Here is a 19,734-nt window from a genome sequence, read left to right as displayed (position 1 = left end):
ATATATTATCAATTTAAATCAGCAAAAATGAGAATAGCATTAGTAGGATACGGAAAAATGGGAAAAATCATTGATGAAATTGCAACATCTCGTGGACACGAGGTAGTGGCAAAACTTAATGAAACTCCTACGATAGAAAATCTTAATAATCCCGATGTGGTGATAGAATTTTCCCAGCCAGAGGTGGCGTTTTCCAATATTAAATCTTGCTTGGAACAGCGTATCCCTGTGGTGTGTGGTACTACGGGATGGTTGCATCAAAAACCAGAGATAGAAGCGATTGCTAAGCAAAATAATTCAGCGTTTCTATATGGTTCTAATTTTAGTTTAGGAGTCAATTTATTTTTTGCTCTGAACGAAAAATTAGCGGCATTGATGAAGGATTTTGATAACGATTACCAAGTGCAACTGGAAGAGATTCATCATACTCATAAAAAAGATGCTCCTAGTGGCACTGCCATTTCTCTTGCGGAGGGGATTATAAAAAATCACCCGAAATTTAACGCTTGGAAACTTCACGATACCGAAGGGGAGCAGCTGGGGATTTTTGCCATCAGGGAAGATGAAGTGCCTGGTACACACAGCGTTTATTATAGTTCAGAAGTAGATGAGATAGAAATAAAGCATACGGCATTCAGTAGGAAAGGATTTGCCCTGGGTGCTGTCATTGCGGCAGAATGGATTGTAGGAAAAGAAGGTATTTTCTCTATGAATGATGTATTGGGGTTGTAACATTCTTTCAGAATTTTAGACTAATGACTAAAAAATAAAACTTTGCTAATGGAATATTTTATCACTTATACTATTTATGTCCTTATTTTATCAGTATTGATGGGACTTTCTACTTGGAAACTGTTCAAGAAGTTGGGCTACAATCCACTTTTTGCATTTATTCCGTTTTACAATTACTTTATTGTTTTAAAAGTTACCAAGCATTCCACTTGGTGGGCATTATTGGCTTATTTACCTATTGTAGGTCCTATTATGATGTCGGTATTTCATCTTTTCTTGATGGATAAATTTGGCAAAAACTCTATTGGACAAAAATTTCTGACGGTATTATTGCCTTTTATCTATATGGCGGTAGTTAATTATGATAAAGAAACCGAAATAGATGAGCCACCATTCTTATTGCCTGGGGAGGAGGTAGAGGAGAAGAAAAAAGATACTTTCTTAGGCTCTATTACTTTTGCCGTGGTATTTGCTACGCTTATTCACGTCTTTATTACGCAGCCTTTTGGGATTCCTACGGGGTCTATGGAGCGTACACTATTGGTGGGAGATTTCCTTTTTGTGAATAAACTAAACTACGGTTTTAGAGCCCCAATGCGTCCCGTTGCGATTCCATTTTTACAGGGAACCATCATAGACACAGGGGAACAAGGTAATCCCAAAGATGATCCTAAATCTTATGTAGAAGCAGTGAAACTACCATACTTCAGATTTCCAGGTTGGGAAACGCCGAAGCGTAATGATATTGTGGTGTTTAACTATCCAGACGATTCTGTGCACACAGCAATAGATAGAAAAGACCCTTATGTAAAACGCTTGGTAGCAGAACCTGGCGATGTGATGGAGTTTAGAGCAGGGAAGCTTTTCATCAATGGGAAACCAGAGGTGAGAATGGGAGATGCAGAGGTGCAACACGCCTACGAAGTAACCACAAGCTCCCAGCTGGATATACCTGCCTTGTATGATACTTATGGTTTCCTACCTGTACTAGAAAGACAGACCAATAATGGATTCTATTATAGATTTCAAGGGCTTACAGACCAGGTTGCAAAAGAGATAGGACAGCTTTCTCAGGTGGTGCAGATACAGCAAGATATTCAACCTCAGGATGATGCGGAAGTTAATTACTATCCAGATATTCAGAAGTCTATTGAAGCAGGGCAATTGATGCCGAGTAATAAAATCAATTACTCATCCACCATTTTCCCTCATAATAAAAAGTGGAATACCGATTGGTATGGACCGCTAAGGATTCCTAAGAAAGGTGATGTGATTACCCTTACCACAGAGAATTTACCAGAGTATGAAAAACTAATTGTAAAGTATGAAGGCAATACTTTGGAACATAAAAATGGTAAATTTTTCATCAATGGAAAAGAGACCAACCAATATACAGTGCAATACAACTATTATATGATGATAGGGGACAATAGAGATGCCTCTTTGGATTCAAGATTTTTTGGTTATGTTCCAGAAACGCATATCGTTGGTAAGCCAATGTTCACTTGGATGAGTGTAGAAGGCTTGTTCCCAGATAGCAACTCAAGCTACCAAGCCAATGGTAAGAAAATCCGTTGGGATAGAATGTTTAAAGCGACCAATACAGGAGAAGCCCACAAAACTTCTTATGCTTGGCTGGCAGCATTAATTTTAATCGTATTTTTCGGTTGGGACTATATCATCAAATTTTTTAAGAAGAAAGATAGAGATTAGATTTTAGATTTTAGAAATTAGATTTTAGAAATTAGAGATTAGAAATCAATACTAGTATTAATTATCAGTCAAAAACTCAAAAATAGTTGATAGTTGCTGGTTGTCGGTTGATGGTTTTCAATTGTTAGAAAGCTAAGAGGCTAGAAGGTTAAGAAGTCTTTCTTCTTTCTTCGAAACTCAAAACTCAACACTCAAAACTTACAATTAATGAATTTATTACCCATATTTTACCTTTCACCCATCTCTTGGTTTTCGGTATTTCTAGAAGAAAATACAGAGGTTGTTTTGGAGCAATATGAGCACTTTCCTAAACAAACCTATCGCAATAGAGCCAATATCTATGGTGCTAATGGAAAACTATCTCTGATACTTCCTATACATCATACCGGCAAAAGAGTACTGAAGGACATCGAAATTTCCTACGCGGAAAATTGGCAAAAACTGCATTGGAAATCCATCAAAACGGCATATCAAAGCTCACCTTATTTTGAGTATTATGAAAGTCAGTTGGAAGAGATTTACAATACAGAGGAAGCATCATTGGTAAAGTTCAATCTAAGAGCGTTGCAAATCATTTTAAAACTATTAAAAGTAGAAAAGGCATACTCTTTGAATACGGAATATCAGGCAGAGCCTTTGGGAAACAACTACCGAGAAAAATTTTCAGCAAAGCACCCTACGGCGTTTGAAGTAGAACCTTATTATCAAACATTTTCAGACAAATTAGGCTTTATAGAAGATTTATCCATTATAGATTTGCTCTGTAATAAAGGCCCAGAAAGTTTAAGTTATATTAAAAATATTAAAATTTAGAATGAAAAAAATATTTATTGCAGCTACTTTTTTAGCTGGTTTTGGAGGAGCATTTGCCCAATCTGATAAGGCAGTAGATCCTATGCAGGATAAAGATTTAATGACTTGGTATCACAAAAAACACACAGCGAAAGATGATGTGTTTGGCGTTAATACTCAAGAAGCATATCAATTTTTAGAGTCCAAAGGATTAAAGCCAAAGACGGTAGTAGTGGGCGTTTTGGATAGTGGTGTAGAAGTAGATCACCCAGGGTTGGTAAAGAATATGTGGCACAATCCTAATGAAATCCCAAACAACGGAATAGACGATGATAAGAATGGTTATATAGACGATATCCACGGTTGGAATTTTATGGGAAATGCCAAGAGTGATATAGATGTGGATAATATGGAAGTAACCCGTATGGTGAAAAAATATAAACCCATCTTTGAAGGCGAAAACTCTGCTACCAATAAGGCTAACCAAGCCAAGATGCCAGAAGAGTTTGCAATGTATATGAAGAGTAAAGAGATTTTCAATAAAAAAAGCATTGAAGCTCAGCAAAATTTTCAGACTTACAGCAAACTAAAATCTTTACTTCCTACCATTGGGCAGTTGTTGGGAAACAATAAACTCACTACTGAGGCGTTAGCAAGCATCAAACCCACCACACAAGATCAAGCGATGACCCTTACATTGCTATCCAACATTGTGAGAGACGGAGAATATGTGGGCAAATCGGCATCGGAAGTAGAAGCTTCATTGTCTAAAGAATTGCAAGGCGCATTAGACCACTTTGGACCACAAGCTACTCAACAATACAATTTGGATTTTGACCCAAGAGCAGAATTGGTAGGAGACCAATATGATGATTATAACGATAAATCCTATGGCAACAACCGCTACGAAGGACCAGATGCACAGCACGGAACGCACGTGGCAGGTATCATCGCAGGACATCCACAAGGAAAAGAAGTACAGTATGGTGTAGCTCATAAAGTGGCTAAAATAATGACGGTAAGAACGGTGCCTAATGGCGATGAAAGAGATAAAGACATCGTAAACTCCATTCGCTATGCAGTGGATAATGGTGCTAAAATTCTCAATATGAGTTTCGGTAAACCAGTCTCTCCAGGGAAAAAAGAGGTTTGGGACGCATTTAAGTATGCTCAAGACAAAGGTGTACTCCTTGTAAAAGCTGCAGGTAATGAAAATGAAAATATAGCAGAACACATTTATTACCCTACCAATTTTAAAAATGTATCAGACCCAGCACCATTCATCAATAATATGATAGTGGTGGGAGCTAGTACCAACGATAACGAATTTTTGAGAGCAAGCTTCTCTAACTATAATGGAAAAATGGTAGATGTCTTCGCACCAGGAGAAAAAATATACTCTACTGTACCAGATGGAAAGTATGAATACTTGCAAGGAACTTCTATGGCATCACCAGTAGTAGCAGGTGCAGCGGCAGTGCTTTTAGCATATATGCCCAACCTAAAACCAGAGCAGATTATAGAATCTTTGGTAAAAACAGCCAATCAATCTACGGTAAATGCTATGATTTCCAGCAATGAAAACAATCGTTTTGATTTGATTTCAAGAGCAGGAGGCGTGATAGATGTAAGAAAAGCCGCAGAGTATGCGTATAACAATTTTTATAAAGGAACAGCTACAGCATCAGCACCTTTGAAAAAAGCTTCTGGTGTAAAGAAAACCATTAAAACTAAGAAACATACCGCAACGAAGAAGTAATTCTATCCGTCTGATAATAAATGAAAAGTCCGATAAATTCGGACTTTTTTTAGTTTTAAGGAGATTATGGCACGGTTTTGTAATGCTTTATATTAATAAAAATTTAGGACAATGAAAAATATATTCTTAGTCGGTATTGTAGGAGCGGCACTTTCTGTATCTTGTTCCTCTGTAAAAACGGCACAGACTGCACAACAGAATAGAGCAGAGTTTCTAAAACTAAAAGGCGATTGGCAAATTACCAGCGTAGATTATGATAAAAGCTTTAGAGTAAAACCTTTTGATGAGGGAGCAGATGCACAATGTTTTGTGGGTAGCCAGTGGAAACTCATTCCAAACAACTACTCTGGAAGTTATACCTTGAACGGAGGAGCAGGTTGTCCATCATTGACTCAGCCTATCAAATTTGAAGTTTTGCAAGGCAATACTTTTCAATTTAAGAAAATTGCAGAAGGTACTAAAGCCAAGCAAAACCTTTCAGGATATACTTTATATTTGGTAAATCAAGATGCTAATTATTTCACATTAGAACAAAATATCCCATTTGAAGGGCAAACCGTGAAAGTGAGATACAACTTTCAGAAAATATCAAACTAATTTTTAAAACTTAAATAATATTACAAATGAAAAATTTTAATAAAACTTATATAGGAGCATTGTTTATTTCTTCAGCCTTGACGCTTACGAGTTGTGAAGCTGTACAGAACGCTAATAATCAGCAGAAAGGTACCGCCATTGGTACTGCAGCGGGAGCCGTTATCGGAGGAATCTTGGGCAATAATATAGGAAAAGGAGGCAACGCTCCAGCAGGTGCAGTTTTAGGCGGTATCATAGGTGGTGTGGCAGGTAATGTTATTGGTAACAAGATGGATAAACAAGCCAAGGAAATCCAAGAAACATTGCCAGGAGCACAGGTAGAAAGAGTAGGAGAAGGCATTAAAGTAACCCTTTCTGAAAATATGGTAAACTTCGGTTTTGACTCTGCTAACTTAACTTCGGTAGCGAAGGCAAACCTTGATAAACTGGCAGAAGTTCTAAAAAATAATCCTGATACCAATATTAATATCTACGGACATACTGATAATAAAGGAGCAGCAGCATATAACCAAACCCTTTCTGAAAAAAGAGCTGCGGCGGTGAAGAGTTATTTGGTTTCTAAAGGTATTGCAGGAAGCAGAATGTTTACAATGGGTATGGGACTTAGAGAGCCTATTGCCTCTAATGATACCGAAGCGGGTAGAGCGCAAAACAGAAGAGTGGAATTTGCTATTACTGCCAATGAAGAGATGATAAAAGATGCTCAATCACAGCAATAAAGTTTTCCCAAACAATAAAAAAGAGTCTCCTAAAGGTGGCTCTTTTTTTATGCGTAGTTTGGGTTTAAAAACCTTATCTTTGCAGAAATTTACATTGAGATGAGCCGAGATAATCATTCTGATAAAGCAAAACAATCCAAATCTTCCAAGCAAACCAGAGAACCAAAGCTTTTCACCAAAGGTGAAGCCAAGTCTTTCGGTAAAAAAAATACCGCTAAGCGAGGGGGAAGAAACTTTGATGTTAGGGATAAATACGAAAAAGGCGAACTAAAACACGGCAAAAAAACATTCAAGAAATATGATGATAAGGACGAAGACAAGAATAAAAAATTCGTTCAACGCCGTCGCCTTCAGAAAATAGAAAAAGATATTCACAAAGAGACCATTCGTCTTAATAAGTATATTGCCAATTCTGGAATATGCAGTAGAAGAGAAGCCGATGAACTGATTACCCAAGGACTTGTGGAAGTGAATGGCAAAGTTATTACCGAGATGGGATATCAGGTTCAGAAGACCGATAAGGTGGTGTTTGATGGACAAAGCATTACCCCAGAAAAACCTGTCTATGTAGTACTGAATAAGCCCAAAGGCTATATTTCTACAACGAAAGATGAGAAAGCAAGAAAAACAGTGATGGATTTGGTTGCCAATGCTTCGCCGTACCGCCTATTTCCCGTAGGGCGATTGGACAGAACCACCACGGGCGTTATCCTGCTTACCAATGATGGGCACCTCACCAAAAAGCTAACGCACCCTTCCTTCAACGTGCGTAAAATCTATCAGGTAACATTAGATAGAAAACTTTCTATGGAAGATTTGCATACCATAGCAGAGGGCGTAAGACTAGAAGAAGGCGTGGCAGAGGTAGATAGCATTTCTTATATAGAAGGTAAACCTAAAAATGAAATTGGAATAGAGATTCACATCGGTTGGAACCGCGTTATCAGAAGAATTTTCCAAAAGTTGGGTTATGAAGTAGAAGCCTTAGACAGGGTAATGTTTGCAGGGCTTACCAAGAAAAACATCAAACGAGGTCATTGGCGTATCCTTACAGAATTGGAAGTCAATAATCTTAAAATGTTATAAGACGGATTATATTTTGATTCAGAATCTCCTTTCGGTATTAATACTGAAAGGGGATTCTGTATAAAGTGATGATGTTTCTATTTTTTCGTTTTCACCCTGAAAGATAATATCAATCCTATAAAGAGAAGAATCCCTCCAATTCCAAAGGAATAAACTCCAGCTTGCTCGGGGTAAAAATCTTTCATATAGGCAGTAATTTGAGGCCCTAAAATACCACCAATGCCCCAGCCCATTAGCGTAATACCATAGATAGAAGCCATCAGTGGCGTGCCATATTTTTGTTTGATTAAAGAAGGTAAAACCCCAAAACCACCACCATAGCAAAGTAATACAATACAAACGCCTACAAAAAATATCAGACTATTATGAGTGAAAATAAGCAGTATAAAAACGATAATTTCTATCAGTAACATCAATCTAAAGGACTGAATTTTACCTATCTTATCAGAAATACTTCCCCAGAAAAATCTTCCAACCCCATTGAATAAAGCACTTACACCAATGAGGGTAGCTCCTTTTTGCTCCAAAGTAAGAACATCTGTAATGCCTTCAGATTTTAGAATATCCTGAAGAAGGGGCGACTGAAAGGCGATGAAAACCATTCCTGCGATAATGTTAAATGTGAAAATCAGCCAAATGAAAGCATATTCTGATGTAGAGATGGCTTTAAAAATCATCACGTTACCAAGCTGTTGAGAGGGTTCTTCGGGAGCTATCCGAGGTTTGAGAATCAATGCTGCAGGCGGTAGAAATAGTAATAGCAAAACTCCTATCGCCAAGAATGTAAAAGGCAAATTATTATCAAAAAGTTGTAAAAATAGAGGGGCAAGAATCTTGGACATTATAAAAGCACCTAGTCCGAAGCCCATCACCACCATTCCCGTTACGAGACCTTGCCGTTCTGGAAACCAAGACGCTACAGTAGCTACAGGAGTTACATACGCCATACCCAAGCCTATGCCTCCTACCACACCAAACCCTAAATAGAGTAGCCCCAATGACTGCCATTGTAAAGCAAAGTACGAAATAAGATACCCTAGGGCATAAAGACAAGTTCCTATAATGGCTAGCTTTTTAGCTCCCAATTTATCAATTTTATTACCACACCACGCGGCGGTAATACCAAGCATAAAGATAGCAATACTAAATGCCCAAGCGGTTTCACTCTGGCTCCAACCATAGAAATCACTAATGGGTTTCTGAAAAAAACTCCACGCATAAACCGTTCCTAAAAACAAATGGATAATAGTCCCTGCAATGGCTATTATCCAGCGTTTCGTAGTCTGAGGATTCATATTTTTAAATTATGAATTTGAAATATTATAGATTAAAATTTCTAATCAATGCAAATGAAAGAAACAATGCTAAACCTCTTCTTTGTCCACCAAAGAATCTTTTAGCTTGGTCAGTTCCGCTTTTACAAACTCTAGTCGGTCTATCATAGAGATGGTTTCAGATATTCTAGCATTGGTAGTGAGAGCTATTTTAGCCCCATCTAGCGTATAGCCTTTCTCTTTCACCAAATGATAAATGGTTTTAAGATGCTGGATATCTTCTGGTGTAAAATATCGGTTGCCTTTTTTATTCTTTTTAGGTCTTAGGATGGGGAACTCTTGCTCCCAATAGCGTATTAGGGAAGTATTCACATCAAACGCCTTTGCCACCTCACCGATGGAATAATACAATTTGTCTGGTAAATTCACCTTCATACGGCAAAGATATTAAAAAATAGTTAGTATTGATGCAGAAAAATATTTTGTATAGGCTAAACGTACGAGATTTCTAATCCATTAATAACTAATGTCAAAAATTTTTATTCCACAGCTACAGAATCATCGCCTCGTCCATCTGCTACTGCGGTGATGAAGCCCTTAGGGTCTATGAGGATAAGCTCTGTTTTGCCAATAGCAGCTCTTTCTTTGAAGGTATATTGTTTTTTCTCCAAGCTAGAAATGGTACTCTTAGGAAATCCTTGTTCCACTGAAACCACTTCAGGAAGCCATTGATGGTGAAACTTCGGGGCATTGACTGCCATATTAGGGGATAGTTTAAAATCAACAATATTGACAATAGATTGATATACTGAGGTTGGGATAGTAGTTCCCCCTGGTGTTCCTACTACAAGGTAAGGTTTTTGCTCTTTTAATAATATGGTGGGCGTCATAGAAGAAAGCATTCTTTTGCCTGCTTCTATTTTATTAGCCTCTCCACCTACGGCACCAAATAGATTGGGTACTCCAGGTTTTATGGAAAAATCATCCATTTCATTATTCAGCAAAAAGCCTGCTCCCGATACCACCACTTTACTACCATAGTATCCATTGAGAGTAGTGGTAATAGAGGCCGCATTGCCATCTTTATCTATGATGGAAATATGTGTGGTCTGGGAACTTTCATTATTAGGTGAGATGATTTTTCCTACCTCGCTACTTTTGGTAGCTTGGTGAGGTTGGTAAGACTTCCATCTGTTTTTCAGATACACATCAGAGATGAGCATAGAGGTTTGGTCTTGGATAAAATCTGGGTCGCCCATATACTCAGCACGGTCGGCATAGGCTCTACGCTCTGCTTCCACCATTATCTGTACCGCTTCGGGAGAGTTTTGCTGATATTGTTCTAGGTTTTCGTAGCTTGCCATTTTGAGCATCTGAGCCAGAAGAATTCCTCCAGAGGAAGGCAGTGGCATAGTGATGACTTCTAGCCCTTTGTAATGGAAGGTAAGCGGTTCTCTTTTTTTTACTTTATAGTTTTTTAAATCGACTAAGGAGATAATTCCATTGCTGCGTTTCATTTCTGCTACGATGAGCTCTGCTGTTTTTCCTTCGTAGAAGCCTTTCATTCCGTGGGTTTGGATTCTTTTCAATGTTTCAGCTAAGTCCTTTTGCACCAAAATATCTCCCGCCTTCCAAGGCTCTGATTTTACAAAAACGGTTTTATTGACATTGTATTTCTCAAATTCAGCCCGTAAAGAATTGAGTAAATCCGCTTCTTTAGTGGTAATTGCAAAACCTTGCTCAGCCAAGTCAATCGCAGGCTGGATAAGCGTTTCCATAGGCAGATTACAATGTTCCAAAGTAGCAAAAAAACCAGCAACAGACCCAGGTATTCCCACGGCTAACGCACCATTTTGAGATTTATTGGTATCGGCATTGCCTTTTTTATCCAGATACATATTCCGATGTGCCTTTGCAGGAGCGGTTTCACGAAAATCTAAGGTGAATTTTTCCCCGCTACTTTTTACCCCCACAAGAAAACCACCGCCGCCAATATTACCCGCCTGAGGATAGACCACCGCTAAAGCGTATTGCGTGGCAACAGCAGCATCGTAGGCATTGCCTCCCTTTCTCAGCATCTGGGCACCAGCTTCACTTGCCAAAGGATGGGCAGAGACTACAATTCCTTTATTCTGCGTTTGAACTTCCTTTATGGTATTATAGTTGGTAAATTGAGCAATCGCTAAATTACTAGCGAGTATTAGTAATAAATAAGACTTCTTCATTTTAAAAATTTTAACCAAAGTTAAAAATTAGTTTTTTAATAGCCACTATTTTTATTAAATTTGCTAAAATCTATTGTAACTATTTTAAACAACAATTTATGTCACAGTATAAGGAAAAAATTTTGATAACGGGGGCCTTGGGACAGATAGGCACGGAACTTACCAACAAGCTGATACAGATGTATGGAGAGGAGAATGTGGTGGCTTCTGGACTTGAAAAAAGAGAAGATATCAAAACCTCTGCAAAGTATTACGAAACCTTAGATGTAACCAATACAGATTTGGTAAAAGAGGTGATAAAAAAATATGAAATCACCACGGTATATCATCTGGCATCTTTGTTATCGGGGACATCAGAAAAACAACCGTTCTTTGCTTGGAGATTAAACCTTGACCCGCTGATTCACTTTCTAGAAATGGCAAAAGAAGGTTTGATTTCCAAATTGTTTTGGCCAAGTTCTATAGCTGTTTTTGGAAAAGGAATTCCTAAAAATAATGTGGAGCAAGATGTGGTGCTCAATCCTACCACGATATATGGCATCTCAAAATTGGCAGGAGAAAAGTGGTGCGAATATTATCACGATAAATATGGCGTAGATGTGAGAAGCATCCGCTATCCAGGTTTGATTTCTTGGAAGACCCCTGCAGGTGGTGGTACTACAGATTATGCTGTGGAAATTTACTACAAGGCGTTAGAAGACGGAAGATATACCAGCTTTATCTCGGAAAATACAGCAATGCCAATGCTCTATATGGACGATGCCATAGATGCTACTTTACAGCTAATGCAAGCTCCGAAAGATGCTATCACGGTTAGAAGTTCGTACAATTTAGGTGGAATGAGTTTTACGCCTGCGGAATTGGCCACTGAAATTAAAAAGGTTATCCCAGAGTTTGAAATCACCTATGAGCCAGATTTCCGCCAAGCCATTGCAGATTCTTGGCCAGCTTCTATAGATGATTCTGTAGCAAAAAAAGATTGGGGCTTATCATATCAATTTGGAATAGAAGAAATGACCAAAGATATGATTACTAATTTAAAGGTTAAGTTGGGGAAATAACCCTTTAATACCATATTTCTTAGCTGAATACCATTTTATGGATGGTATTCAGCTTTGTTTTTTTAATGATTTTGAGTGCGTGAATTTTAACAAAAATTTCAGAATTTATTAGGAGATAAAAGTGAATTGTTACAAGTTTTTTTCGTATTTTTGTAGGTCTTTTGAAAGAGGTATTTTTAATATTTAAAACAATGAAAAGTTGAGCGTTTTTTTTTTGGCTTAACTTAAGAATTTTGAATTTAAAACTTTGAACAAAATTATGAGTAACAATCAATATACAGCAAGTAGTATCCAAGCCTTAGAGGGGATAGAGCACGTGAGAATGCGTCCTTCTATGTACATTGGTGATGTAGGTGAAACAGGTTTGCACCATTTGGTTTCGGAAGTCGTGGACAACTCAATAGATGAGGCGTTGGCAGGGCATTGCGATACCATTAAAGTAACCATTCACGAGGGAAATTCTATCTCCGTAGTGGATAATGGGCGTGGTATTCCAGTAGATTTTCACGAAAAAGAACAAAAATCTGCCCTTGAAGTCGTAATGACCAAAATAGGTGCAGGGGGTAAGTTTGATAAAGATTCCTATAAAGTTTCTGGTGGTCTTCACGGGGTAGGGGTATCTTGTGTGAACGCCCTTTCTACCGATATGATTACCCGAGTTTACCGCGATGGTAAAATCTATCAGCAAAAATATCAAAGAGGTAAAGCCGTTACCGAAGTAGAAGTGGTGGGCGAAACCGACAAACGAGGAACAGAACAGTTTTTTCAGCCAGATGATACCATTTTTAATGAATTGGTGTATAAGTATGATAAACTTTCTACCCGTCTTCGTGAATTGGCGTTCCTTAACAAAGGTATTACCATTACCCTAACCGATGAGCGTGAAAAACAAGAAGATGGAAGCTTTAAAACCGAAACTTTCTATTCCAAAGAAGGGCTTAATGAGTTTGTGAAATACATCGACAATGCCAAAGAACCTCTTATGGAAACGCCTATCCATATCGAAAGTAAGGATGGGGATGAAATCCCAGTAGAAGTGGCATTGAGGTATAACACCTCTTACCATAGCAATATTTACTCTTATGTTAATAACATCAATACCCGAGATGGCGGTACACACCTTTCAGGGTTTAGGAGAGCTTTAACCAATACCTTCAAAAAATACTCAGAAGAGGTACTTACAGGGAAGGATAAAGAAATTAAAATAGAAGGGGAAGACTTCTTAGAAGGGCTTACGGCAATTGTATCCGTAAAGGTGATGGAACCACAGTTTGAAGGGCAAACCAAAACCAAATTAGGAAACTCCGAAGTATCGGGGGCGGTATCTAGAGTGGTGAGTGAGGCTTTGAAAAACTTCTTGGAAGAAAACCCTTCAGAAGCCAAACTTATCGTACAGAAAGTGGTAACAGCGGCAAAAGCCCGTCTAGCAGCACAAAAAGCAAGAGAAAACATCCAAAGAAAAACACCATTGGGTGGGGCTGGTTTGCCAGGGAAATTAGCAGATTGCTCCTCTAAAGACCCAGCGATTTCCGAGATATTCCTCGTGGAGGGGGACTCCGCGGGGGGAACGGCAAAGCAAGGCAGAGACCGTCATTTCCAAGCGATTCTTCCATTGAGAGGTAAAATCTTGAATGTGGAAAAATCTATGCTACACAAAGTGTATGATAATGAGGAAATCCGAAATATCTATACTGCACTTGGCGTTTCTGTGGGAACAGAGGAAGACAGCAAAGCACTTAATATGTCCAAATTGAGATATCATAAAGTGGTGATTATGACCGATGCTGATATCGATGGCTCTCACATTTCTACCTTGATTTTAACTTTCTTCTTCCGATATATGAAAGAATTGATAGAGCAAGGCTATGTTTACATTGCATCGCCACCGCTCTACCTTTTGAAGAAAGGAAACAAAAAAGTTTACGCTTGGGATGAAAAGGAACGCGAAGAGAAAACTTTAGAGATGTCCGCTGATGGAAGAGGAGTGGAAGTACAGCGTTACAAAGGTCTTGGAGAGATGAATGCCGAGCAACTTTGGGAAACAACGCTGAACCCAGAGAACAGAATCTTGAAGCAAGTCACCATAGAAAGTATTGCCGAAGCAGATAATGTATTCTCTATGCTGATGGGCGATGAAGTACCACCACGAAGAGAGTTTATTGAGCAAAACGCTAAGTACGCAAGAATTGACGCTTAATCGTAATTAAATTTGCCCCATTTATGGGGCTTTTTTATTTTTGCAAAATGTTTTCAAATGTAGCTTTTATCATCAATCCTTTCTCGGCAAAGAAAAATTATCACACCTTTCTGAATCAACTGAAACAGAAGGTAAAGCAACCGCTGGTGTACATCTCGGAATCCATTAGTGGAACCGATGATTTTATCCAAGCCCATTGGGAAAAGGTAGATATTTTTGTGGCGATAGGGGGCGATGGCACCATCTCTACGGTAGCGAAAAACATCATCAATACCGATAAAATTTTAGCCATTTTTCCTGCAGGGTCGGGCAATGGCTTTTCTAATGAAACCCGATTTAGCAAAAATTTAGATGAGCTTTTAGAGAAAATCAAAAGGAAACAACATCGGGAAATAGATACCTTTACGGTGAATGATAAGCTATCCATCAATGTATCTGGGACGGGCTTTGATGGTAAAGTGGTGAAGGAATTTGAGAAAACTTCCAGAGGCTTTGCTAATTACATTAAGGTTTCTATTCGTACTTTTTTTAAATACAAGCCTATTAAAATCAGGTTTTTAGATGATAAGTTTCAGCGGTATAATGGGAAATACTTAATGATGAGCATCGCCAATACCCGCCAGTTTGGCAACAATGCTTATATCGCTCCTAACGCCAGCAAGAGTGATGGTTTGGTAGAATTGGTTTTGGTGAAGAAATTTCCAATCTATTACGCTCCGTTTTTTGCTTTCAGAATGTTTACAAAAAAACTGAAATCAGACAGCTATCTTACTTATCTTTCCGTTTCTAGTATAGAATTTGAGGTTGATAAACCCCATTGGCATATTGATGGGGAGTACAATAGAATTCCATCGCCCATCGTGGTGAAGGTTCAGCCGAAGAGCCTTCGTGTTTTGGTGTAAATCCAAATTATGCAGTAGGCTATTACCGACAGATATCCCTTGTCGTTGATTAATGTGCAGTTGTTCCTCCATGTACAGAAAAAGCTTTCTCTTTCTACGATTGTACACACACACACCTCAATCATTCTACTTAGTTTTGAATTCGATAGATGTTTAAATAATGATATTCAATCAATAGATAAATATTCCGCCGAAATATTGATCGCAATAATTTCTAAATCAGACAGTTTTGGTTTAATGGGATTGAAATAAAAATTTTCATTAGGTAGGAATAAAAACGACTATTGAAGAATTCGCAAAATCCATGAATTTAGAGTATGTTAAATAGTATTTCCAATTATGAGATTATTTTTTTTGCTTTTTTTCAAACTATTAAAAAAAATATATATCTTAGCAAAAACAAAAAAATGAAACAATATATTATATTACTTCTTTGCCTTTTTCTGAGCATTACTTTATTTAAAGCTCAAGAAAAAGATTTAAATTATAGGTTTTTTTATGAATTAAAATACAGATCTGACACTATTTTAAATAGGTACAGTTCAGAATTATATGTGTTAGATTTAAATATTAAAAATCAAACTTCATATTTCTATGGTGGAAATATGATTAAGAATGACTCTATTTTAAATAAATTAAAATCATCAGTAGATGGTTTTTCAATAAATTTCAATGACTTGAAAAAATCGTATATAAAAGAGGTTATTTCATTAAACAAAAAAGACAAAAATATTACAGTCTATGATGTTATAGATGGAAATTTATTCAAATATAATCAATCGTTGAATTATTCTTGGTCACTAGAGTCAGGGAGAACAGAGGATGTTTTGAATTACAAGTCTTTCGGTGCAAAAACAGAACTAAATGGCAGAGAATGGATAGCTTACTATACTCCACAACTTCCATTGTCATACGGCCCTTATAAATTCAGTGGTTTACCAGGATTAATTACCAAAATCCAAGATACAAAAGGAGATTTTGAATTTGTATTAGTTGCTATTGAAAAAAATCAATACAAAAATCCTACAGAATCTAATAGATACATAGAGACCGAAGAAAATAAAGTTATGGTATATTATGACCAATATTTAGCAGATCCAGGAAAAAGCATGCGAGAGGGGGTTATTACTTCTGAAAATGGTACAAAATTTATCATGAATGGGGGAGTTCCTAAAAATGTCATAGATGATAAAATAAATAGAACTTATAAAAGTTTGGTTGATACATATATCTGTTTGGAACCTTTATCAAAAAAATGTTCTATTGAACACAAATATGTAAAAAGAAAACTATCACGATCTCAATAAAATTAAAGTTTTTAAAATTATAAAAAGTATACCTGTTGTGCATTTAGGCTAAATTAACTTTTAGTTTGTTCGAACTTCTGTTGAAAACGAAGAAATTAAGGTACTGGATTATAGTTCAGAGTTTATTGACATATATTCTGCTGTAATATTGAGTGCCACAAGTTCCAAATCGGAAAAGTTTTGGCGTTCTGATTTTTCGAGAAGTTTCAATATGTTTACATGTATTTTTCAATTGACTACTTCGAACCACTTCGTTAGGTTTGTTTTAAAATAATTTTGTAATTTTGAATGAGATTGTTTATATGTTTAATTGATTAGTAACCAAATGAATATACGGTTTCTAAGTCGAATGAACAATCTTTTATATTGTTTATTTTCAAAATGCACAACAGGTTATAGGCTTCAATCTTAATGTAAAATTAATTGTCAAGTTGCGGTAAAAGGCTTATTTTTGAGACATTAATTTTGAAAAATGCAACAAGCCCAGCCATCACAGACAAAATCCAAATGGATTGAAGTTTCTAAACTGATTTCCAATTTTTTCAATCCCCTTACTTCGCTTACCCTTTATACGGTATATTATAGTTTTCATCATTATGACCTAGCAGATGCTGTGGAAGATTTGCTATTGACATTATTATTTTTGATATTGCCCATCGCTGGTTGGATTTATTGGAATGTAAAACGGGGGGCTTATTCTAATATGGATGTTTCTAATAGGCGACAGCGCAATACGCTCTATATTTTCATAGTGGTGGTGATGTTGCTCTACATTGGAGCAAAGTATTATCTGAATGGTGTGGTAGATTACAGCATATTGTTTCTTTTCACCTTATTGGTACTGATGCAGATAAGTAACTTTATGATTAAAAGCTCTATGCACACGGCTCTAAATGTTTTTGCTGCAGCATTATTCCTTTCGCAAGATGTTTTATTGGGGCTGATATGGGGTGTGATTGCCGTAGTGGTGGGCATTACAAGGGTGATTCTAAAAAGACATACGGTGCAAGAAGTTTTGATGGGGGCATTTCTCGCCATCTTTGTATCTTTGGCGTATCTTTACACTTACATACAAAGCCAAGTGTAGTGTGTCTATTTTTTAATTAAATCGTGAACAAGCAATGAAAATAAACCCATTAACTCCAGCTGAGGAACAACTAATGCAGGTGATATGGACGCTAAAATCGCCTTTTACAAAGGAAATATTAGAGGCGTATCCAGAGCCTAAACCCCATCCTAATACCGTATCTACTTTTCTGAAAATCTTGGTAGAGAAAGATTATCTATCTACAGAAAAAGTGGGACGCATATTCCGATACAATGCTCTTATTTCTTCGGAAGATTATAAAAAAAATCTACTTCATCAGTTTTTGGAACGCTATTTTGATGGTTCTGCAAGTTCGCTTTTATCTTACCTAATGGAAGAGCAGTTGTTATCGTCTTCGGATTTAAAATCATATTCAGAAGGAGCGGCATCAGAAACCTTACCTCATTCTTATGATAGTGAAATTAGAACTTTTATAGATGAGCTGACCTCGGATAAAAAGAAAAAGAAGAAAAAGAAAGTTAAAAAGAAATCTAAAGACTAAACAATGTTATCCAAAATAAAAGTATTTTATCAGAAAGTGATGGCGGTAGTACATCATTATCCTAATGTATTGGTACTGGCTTTGATAGCAGCAGTATCGGCTGTGGTAGGGGTGGAGCTAGACCACCGTGCAGAGGTTCAGTTTAAAGTGGTAAAATTTACCCTTATTGCGTGCTGGGGAATTTCGCTAATGTTTGCTAGCAGTATGTACCAGCAAAGGCAAGGGCGAAATCTCTTGTGGGATTGGCTGGCGTTATTGCCAATGGCGTTACTGTATTACATCTTACCCGATGATGAAAAACTATTTACAGCAGTGCATAGAATCATCATTTTGGTATGTGGGATACTCTCGCATTTGTTGGTAGCTTTCGTTCCATTTTTAGGAAAAAATAATGAGATTAGATTCTGGCAGTATAATAAAAATCTCTTTATCAATTTCATTTTGACAGGGATTTTTACAGGTGTACTGGTGGGAGGATTGGAACTGGCAATTGCGGCAACGGATAACCTTTTTGAGCTGCACTATCAATCATCAATTTACGCTGAAGTATTTTTATTTTTCTCTATTCTAGGAAGCTGTCTTATCTTTCTGTTGTTCAATGATGGAGGACTAGCCCAGTTGGAACAAGACAATGCTTATCCTTTGGTCTTAAAGTTTTTCACCCAATTTGTTCTTATTCCATTGCTTATTATTTATGCCCTTATTCTCTATGGTTATATGCTGAAGATAGGGATTAGATGGGAATTGCCAAGAGGGTGGGTATCTTATATGATTTTAGCTTATGCCGTTTTTGGTATTTTAGCACTATTGCTGGTACATCCTTTAAAAAGTGAAAATTCAAAATCTTGGGTAAAGGTATTCAGTAATGTGTTTTACTATGCTCTTATTCCACTTTTGGGGTTGTTATATGTAGCGATTTTTACGAGAATTTTGGAATATGGCTATACCGAAGCACGGTATTTTGTATTGCTAACGGCATTGTGGCTCACTTCTGTGGTGGTATATTTTGTAGTTTTTCGCAGGGCGAATATTAAATTTATTCCTATTTCTTTATTTGTTTTGGGATTAGCTGCATTGGTTTTACCATATTTCAATGCCTTTTCGGTAGCGAAGAGAAGCCAGAAACAGGAGTTGATAAAACTGTTGGAGGATAATCAACTTTTGAATAACGGCGTAATCGATTTCAAAAAGAAAATCTCTCAAGATAAGGCTTATGAAATTTCAGATAAAGTATTTTTCTTATCAGAGCGTGATGAAAAAGAGTGGTTTTATCCATATATACCCAAAGAGAAGTTGGAAGGCTTTAAGCAATACCATTCCATTTTGCCATTGTTTGAAACCGTTGTTATGGATGATGGAGCGAAACAGGAGGATGAATTGGAGATTTTAGAAAGTGAGCAATCAGGCTTTTCAGTGGAAGGATATCAATATGTATTGCCACTTCAGTATGGTAATGATTTTACTTTTAATGTAAAGGAAGATACCTTTAGAGTTTTTAGATATCCTACTGATGATACCATCTATATTGTCTTAAATAATAAAGAAACAATGGACATCAATGCCTTAGTTTTAGAAAAATATCAATCTTATTTTTCAGAATCCAAAGAGGAAAATTGGGTGGACAGTCTTTTTGTAGAAGGAAAACTAGGACAATATGAGGTCAAAGTAATCCTTGAAAGGATTACGAAATATGGCAACGAAAAGAGAATACATCCAGATGGAATGTATGTTTTGATAAAATAAGATAGAGATAACAGAAATTTCCTTATTTTTGCACATTA

The 19,734-nt window shown here is 37.1% G+C and carries 17 protein-coding genes and 2 pseudogenes; 14 read left to right on the top strand and 5 right to left on the bottom strand.

Translation table 11 applies throughout. From position 1 onward, the window contains the following. Positions 1 to 27 precede the first annotated feature (27 nt). The 7 genes from dapB to ACFFUE_RS01135 all read left to right on the top strand — a co-directional run bounded on the left by dapB (position 28) and on the right by ACFFUE_RS01135 (position 7,398). Complete coding sequence (gene dapB, locus ACFFUE_RS01165; RefSeq protein WP_376832073.1) at positions 28 to 732, top strand: 4-hydroxy-tetrahydrodipicolinate reductase; 705 nt, start codon at positions 28 to 30, stop codon at positions 730 to 732. 48 nt (positions 733 to 780) lie between these two features. Beyond that, positions 781 to 2,445 carry a signal peptidase I gene (gene lepB, locus ACFFUE_RS01160; protein WP_376832071.1) on the top strand — a complete coding sequence of 555 codons (1,665 nt, stop codon included), beginning with the start codon at positions 781 to 783 and terminating at the stop codon, positions 2,443 to 2,445. A 207-nt stretch (positions 2,446 to 2,652) separates the two neighbouring features. After that, complete coding sequence (locus tag ACFFUE_RS01155) at positions 2,653 to 3,258, top strand: WbqC family protein (RefSeq protein ID WP_376832069.1); 606 nt, start codon at positions 2,653 to 2,655, stop codon at positions 3,256 to 3,258. 1 nt (position 3,259) lies between these two features. Then, a complete protein-coding gene (locus ACFFUE_RS01150; RefSeq protein WP_376832067.1) occupies positions 3,260 to 4,996 on the top strand; it encodes a S8 family serine peptidase in 1,737 nt (578 codons plus the stop codon). Between the two features lie 111 nt (positions 4,997 to 5,107). Beyond that, complete coding sequence (locus ACFFUE_RS01145) at positions 5,108 to 5,593, top strand: hypothetical protein (protein ID WP_376832066.1); 486 nt, start codon at positions 5,108 to 5,110, stop codon at positions 5,591 to 5,593. A 26-nt stretch (positions 5,594 to 5,619) separates the two neighbouring features. Continuing rightward, positions 5,620 to 6,312: a YiaD family glycine zipper/OmpA-like lipoprotein gene (locus ACFFUE_RS01140; RefSeq protein WP_376832064.1), complete on the top strand. Its 693-nt coding sequence runs from the start codon at positions 5,620 to 5,622 to the stop codon at positions 6,310 to 6,312. A 99-nt stretch (positions 6,313 to 6,411) separates the two neighbouring features. Next, positions 6,412 to 7,398 (top strand): pseudouridine synthase, encoded by a 987-nt coding sequence (locus tag ACFFUE_RS01135; RefSeq protein WP_376832062.1) that lies wholly within the window; start codon positions 6,412 to 6,414, stop codon positions 7,396 to 7,398. Positions 7,399 to 7,475: 77 nt separating this feature from the next. On the opposite strand, the gene ACFFUE_RS01130 is transcribed toward ACFFUE_RS01135, so the two are convergent. From ACFFUE_RS01130 to ggt, 3 genes are all read right to left on the bottom strand, one after another. Then, entirely contained in the window at positions 7,476 to 8,693 is a 1,218-nt protein-coding gene (locus tag ACFFUE_RS01130) for an OFA family MFS transporter (RefSeq protein WP_376832060.1), read from the bottom strand. Between the two features lie 69 nt (positions 8,694 to 8,762). Beyond that, positions 8,763 to 9,107, bottom strand: coding sequence for a MerR family transcriptional regulator (locus tag ACFFUE_RS01125; protein WP_327984654.1), 345 nt, complete (start codon positions 9,105 to 9,107; stop codon positions 8,763 to 8,765). A gap of 104 nt (positions 9,108 to 9,211) precedes the next feature. After that, positions 9,212 to 10,897: a gamma-glutamyltransferase gene (ggt, locus tag ACFFUE_RS01120; protein WP_376832058.1), complete on the bottom strand. Its 1,686-nt coding sequence runs from the start codon at positions 10,895 to 10,897 to the stop codon at positions 9,212 to 9,214. Between the two features lie 98 nt (positions 10,898 to 10,995). Between ggt and ACFFUE_RS01115 the strand changes: the two genes are divergently transcribed. From ACFFUE_RS01115 to ACFFUE_RS01105, 3 genes are all read left to right on the top strand, one after another. Then, on the top strand, positions 10,996 to 11,958 hold the full coding sequence (locus ACFFUE_RS01115) for an NAD-dependent epimerase/dehydratase family protein (protein ID WP_376832056.1): 963 nt from the start codon (positions 10,996 to 10,998) through the stop codon (positions 11,956 to 11,958). A gap of 259 nt (positions 11,959 to 12,217) precedes the next feature. Then, the gene (gene gyrB, locus ACFFUE_RS01110) at positions 12,218 to 14,155 is read left to right on the top strand and encodes a DNA topoisomerase (ATP-hydrolyzing) subunit B (protein WP_376832054.1); all 1,938 of its coding nucleotides are present in this window, start codon (positions 12,218 to 12,220) and stop codon (positions 14,153 to 14,155) included. 47 nt (positions 14,156 to 14,202) lie between these two features. After that, positions 14,203 to 15,057 carry a diacylglycerol/lipid kinase family protein gene (locus tag ACFFUE_RS01105; protein ID WP_376832052.1) on the top strand — a complete coding sequence of 285 codons (855 nt, stop codon included), beginning with the start codon at positions 14,203 to 14,205 and terminating at the stop codon, positions 15,055 to 15,057. A gap of 66 nt (positions 15,058 to 15,123) precedes the next feature. Here ACFFUE_RS01105 and ACFFUE_RS10995 read toward each other — a convergent pair. Then, positions 15,124 to 15,317 (bottom strand): annotated as a pseudogene (locus tag ACFFUE_RS10995) (IS982 family transposase); the annotation flags it as partial. A gap of 147 nt (positions 15,318 to 15,464) precedes the next feature. Here ACFFUE_RS10995 and ACFFUE_RS01100 point away from each other — a divergent pair. Further along, positions 15,465 to 16,364, top strand: coding sequence for a GLPGLI family protein (locus ACFFUE_RS01100; RefSeq protein ID WP_376832051.1), 900 nt, complete (start codon positions 15,465 to 15,467; stop codon positions 16,362 to 16,364). 111 nt (positions 16,365 to 16,475) lie between these two features. Here the strand turns inward: ACFFUE_RS01100 and ACFFUE_RS10990 are convergent. After that, positions 16,476 to 16,666 (bottom strand): annotated as a pseudogene (locus ACFFUE_RS10990) (hypothetical protein); the annotation flags it as partial. 170 nt (positions 16,667 to 16,836) lie between these two features. Between ACFFUE_RS10990 and ACFFUE_RS01095 the strand changes: the two are divergent. From ACFFUE_RS01095 to ACFFUE_RS01085, 3 genes are read left to right on the top strand one after another with little or no spacing between them, the layout of a single operon-like run. After that, entirely contained in the window at positions 16,837 to 17,451 is a 615-nt protein-coding gene (locus ACFFUE_RS01095) for a phosphatase PAP2 family protein (protein WP_376832049.1), read from the top strand. Positions 17,452 to 17,485: 34 nt separating this feature from the next. Next, entirely contained in the window at positions 17,486 to 17,953 is a 468-nt protein-coding gene (locus tag ACFFUE_RS01090) for a BlaI/MecI/CopY family transcriptional regulator (protein ID WP_376832047.1), read from the top strand. Positions 17,954 to 17,956: 3 nt separating this feature from the next. Next, positions 17,957 to 19,696 carry a DUF4153 domain-containing protein gene (locus ACFFUE_RS01085; RefSeq protein WP_376832045.1) on the top strand — a complete coding sequence of 580 codons (1,740 nt, stop codon included), beginning with the start codon at positions 17,957 to 17,959 and terminating at the stop codon, positions 19,694 to 19,696. Positions 19,697 to 19,734 lie beyond the last annotated feature (38 nt).

It is taken from the genome of Bergeyella porcorum (genome assembly GCF_042427575.1).
GTDB lineage: Bacteria > Bacteroidota > Bacteroidia > Flavobacteriales > Weeksellaceae > Bergeyella > Bergeyella porcorum.
Note: the sequence above shows the minus strand (reverse complement) of the source record. Positions and strands in the feature narration are given on the sequence as shown.

Coding starts and splice junctions, on each gene's coding strand:
- ACFFUE_RS01130 (WP_376832060.1), bottom strand. CDS start 8,693: ATGAATCCTCAGACTACGAAACGCTGGATAATAGCCATTGCAGGGACT.
- ACFFUE_RS01115 (WP_376832056.1), top strand. CDS start 10,996: ATGTCACAGTATAAGGAAAAAATTTTGATAACGGGGGCCTTGGGACAG.
- ACFFUE_RS01085 (WP_376832045.1), top strand. CDS start 17,957: ATGTTATCCAAAATAAAAGTATTTTATCAGAAAGTGATGGCGGTAGTA.
- ACFFUE_RS01100 (WP_376832051.1), top strand. CDS start 15,465: ATGAAACAATATATTATATTACTTCTTTGCCTTTTTCTGAGCATTACT.
- ACFFUE_RS01125 (WP_327984654.1), bottom strand. CDS start 9,107: ATGAAGGTGAATTTACCAGACAAATTGTATTATTCCATCGGTGAGGTG.
- ACFFUE_RS01135 (WP_376832062.1), top strand. CDS start 6,412: ATGAGCCGAGATAATCATTCTGATAAAGCAAAACAATCCAAATCTTCC.
- ACFFUE_RS01105 (WP_376832052.1), top strand. CDS start 14,203: ATGTTTTCAAATGTAGCTTTTATCATCAATCCTTTCTCGGCAAAGAAA.
- ACFFUE_RS01145 (WP_376832066.1), top strand. CDS start 5,108: ATGAAAAATATATTCTTAGTCGGTATTGTAGGAGCGGCACTTTCTGTA.
- ACFFUE_RS01155 (WP_376832069.1), top strand. CDS start 2,653: ATGAATTTATTACCCATATTTTACCTTTCACCCATCTCTTGGTTTTCG.
- gyrB (WP_376832054.1), top strand. CDS start 12,218: ATGAGTAACAATCAATATACAGCAAGTAGTATCCAAGCCTTAGAGGGG.
- ACFFUE_RS01150 (WP_376832067.1), top strand. CDS start 3,260: ATGAAAAAAATATTTATTGCAGCTACTTTTTTAGCTGGTTTTGGAGGA.
- ACFFUE_RS01095 (WP_376832049.1), top strand. CDS start 16,837: ATGCAACAAGCCCAGCCATCACAGACAAAATCCAAATGGATTGAAGTT.
- dapB (WP_376832073.1), top strand. CDS start 28: ATGAGAATAGCATTAGTAGGATACGGAAAAATGGGAAAAATCATTGAT.
- lepB (WP_376832071.1), top strand. CDS start 781: ATGGAATATTTTATCACTTATACTATTTATGTCCTTATTTTATCAGTA.
- ggt (WP_376832058.1), bottom strand. CDS start 10,897: ATGAAGAAGTCTTATTTATTACTAATACTCGCTAGTAATTTAGCGATT.
- ACFFUE_RS01090 (WP_376832047.1), top strand. CDS start 17,486: ATGAAAATAAACCCATTAACTCCAGCTGAGGAACAACTAATGCAGGTG.
- ACFFUE_RS01140 (WP_376832064.1), top strand. CDS start 5,620: ATGAAAAATTTTAATAAAACTTATATAGGAGCATTGTTTATTTCTTCA.